Raw genomic sequence first — 2,313 nt, forward strand, 5'->3', positions numbered from 1 at the left:
TGTCAGCGTCGGATAGATACTCCCCACTTTCGTCGAAGTAATTTTCCCCAGTTTTTTATCTGACGGCGCCGCGGTAGCGGCGCCGTCCTGTCGATCGCCGACCATATTGCCCTTGAGATCCGTCGTGGGGGTGTCGGTGGTCGAGCTGGAGGAAGTGATGACGATTCTGGAATTGCATCGGCAAGGGCTGAGTATTTCGGCCATAGCTGCTCGACTGAGTATGGACCGCAAGACCGTTCGTAAATACATCAGGAATGGCGTTCAGGCGCCGCGTTACGGTCCGCGCGCGCCGCGACCGTGCGTGGTCGATCCGTTCGTCCACTACGTCACCGAACGTGTCCGCGAGTTTCCCGACCTGAGCGTCGAACGTCTGCTGCGCGAGATCCGGGCCATGGGGTATACCGGCGGCCGCACGGCGCTGGGCGATCTGATTCGCGAGGTCCGGCCACCCCGCCAACGCGGCTTCGAGGTGCGCTTTGAGACGCCCGCCGGTCATCAGGCTCAAGTGGATTTCGCGCACTTCAATGTCGAGTTCGGTGACGCGCCTGGCCAGCGGCGTTCGATATGGCTGTTCTCAATCGTGCTTGGGCACAGCCGCTATCTCTGGGGACGCTTCGTCGAGCATCAGGATCTGCAGACCGTCCTGCGCTGTCATACGGAGGCATTCGAACACCTCGGCGGCGCTCCGCGCGAGATTCTGTACGACCGGATGAAGGCGGCCGTGCTGGGCGAAGTCGAGAAGCACATCGTCTACAACGCGAAGCTGGTCGCGTTTGCGCAGCACTACGGCTTCGCGCCGCGCGCCTGCAAGGCGTATCGCGCCAAGACCAAGGGCAAGGTCGAGCGGCCGTATCGCTATATCCGGCAGGACTTCTTCCTGGCGCGTCGCTTCCAGAATCTCGCCGACCTGAACCGACAGTTGCGCGAGTGGCTCGACACTGTGGCCAATGTGCGCGTGCATGGCACGACGCACCGCGTCGTCGCCCAGCACTTCGGTGAGGAGCGCCCCGCACTGCAGGCGTTGCCGGCCGGCACCTTCAACGGCGTGATCCGGCTCGAGCGGCGCGTGAGCCACGAAGGCCTCGTCTCGGTCGGTGGCAATTACTACAGCGTGCCCGATCGTACGCGCAAGCGCGTGCTCGACGTCCACAGTCTGGCTCACGAGATCCGTATCTACGAGGACGGTGAACTGCTGGCGGTGCATCCCGTGCTGGAAGGCCGGCGACGAACCTCGCTGTTGCCCGGTCATCGGCGTGCAAACCAGCGTAAGCAGCCGGCACGGCACCCCGTGCCATCGGTGACGGCGAGCGTCGCTCGCCGGCCCCTGTCGTTCTATGACCAGGTCGCAAGACGTCTCGCAGAAGCCGGGAGGACCGCATGAACAGCATGCCTACCTCGACACTGGAGCGCATCCGGCGCTATCTCGTCGGCCTGCGCATGCCGCGCGCGCTCGAAACGCTGGATGCCACCCTGAACCGCTTCGAGCAAGGCGACAGCTCGATGCTCGAAGTGCTGGAAACGTTGCTGGGCGAGGAGTTCACGACACGCGAGACCCGCCGCATCCGGATGGCGCTGCAGACCGCGCGGCTCGGCACGATCAAGACGCTGGCCGGCTACGACTTCAGCTTCCAGCCGAGCCTGGATCGCGATCGCATCATGGCGCTTGCACAACTCGAGTTCATCGAACGACGGCAGACCGTTCACTTCCTGGGGCCGCCCGGCACGGGCAAATCGCACCTGTCCATTGCGCTGGGTGTGGAAGCCGTACGCGCGGGCAAGAGCGTCTACTTCGGCTCTCTGGCCGAGATCGTGAACTCGATGGCCAAGGCCGAACGGGAAGGCAACCTGGCGCAGCGCGTGCGCTTCCTTGCCCGTAACAGCCTGCTCATCGTCGACGAGATCGGCTACCTTCCCATCGGCTCCAACGGTGGCAACCTGTTCTTCCAGCTCGTCAACGCCTGCTACGAGCGATGCGCGATCATCCTGACGTCCAATCGCAGCTTCGGTGAATGGGGCGACGTGTTCGGCGACAGCGTGGTGGCCGCGGCGTTGCTCGACCGGCTGCTGCACCACGCGATCGTCGTGCAGATCGAAGGCACATCGTACCGCCTGCGAGAACACGCCGATCTGCTGCCGGACCATCTGCGCAACCGTCCGTCTTCCCTGAACCCCGTGCCCGCTGAACCGGCTCGCCGGCGTCCGGGCCGCCCCCGAAGGAACCCATTCGATCACGTCGCCGGTTGATCACCGTCCGAACAGGGTGGGGAATTTTACTTCGACACTTCTGGGGAAATTACGTCCGAGGTTGACAGC

Annotated in this window: 3 protein-coding genes; 2 read left to right on the top strand and 1 reads right to left on the bottom strand. The window is 63.9% G+C overall.

Going from position 1 to position 2,313, the window contains the following annotated elements:
* Positions 1 to 204: hypothetical protein (locus WS69_RS34795; protein WP_208450438.1), on the bottom strand; the 204-nt coding region annotated here is incomplete at its 3' end.
* Here WS69_RS34795 and istA point away from each other — a divergent pair.
* Positions 125 to 1,381, top strand: a complete 1,257-nt coding sequence (istA, locus tag WS69_RS15325; RefSeq protein WP_059471586.1) for an IS21 family transposase — start codon at positions 125 to 127, stop codon at positions 1,379 to 1,381. The two genes, WS69_RS34795 and istA, sit on opposite strands and share 80 nt — an antisense overlap.
* Entirely contained in the window at positions 1,378 to 2,244 is an 867-nt protein-coding gene (gene istB, locus WS69_RS15330; RefSeq protein WP_059471587.1) for an IS21-like element ISBcen28 family helper ATPase IstB, read from the top strand. Before istA ends, istB begins: the two co-directional genes overlap by 4 nt.
* Positions 2,245 to 2,313 lie beyond the last annotated feature (69 nt).

Source organism: Burkholderia sp. BDU5, from assembly GCF_001522845.1.
In the GTDB taxonomy this organism is placed as follows: Bacteria; Pseudomonadota; Gammaproteobacteria; order Burkholderiales; family Burkholderiaceae; genus Burkholderia; species Burkholderia mayonis.

Excerpts from the sequence above, each read along its gene's own strand:
- istB (WP_059471587.1), top strand. The coding sequence starts at position 1,378 with ATGAACAGCATGCCTACCTCGACACTGGAGCGCATCCGGCGCTATCTC.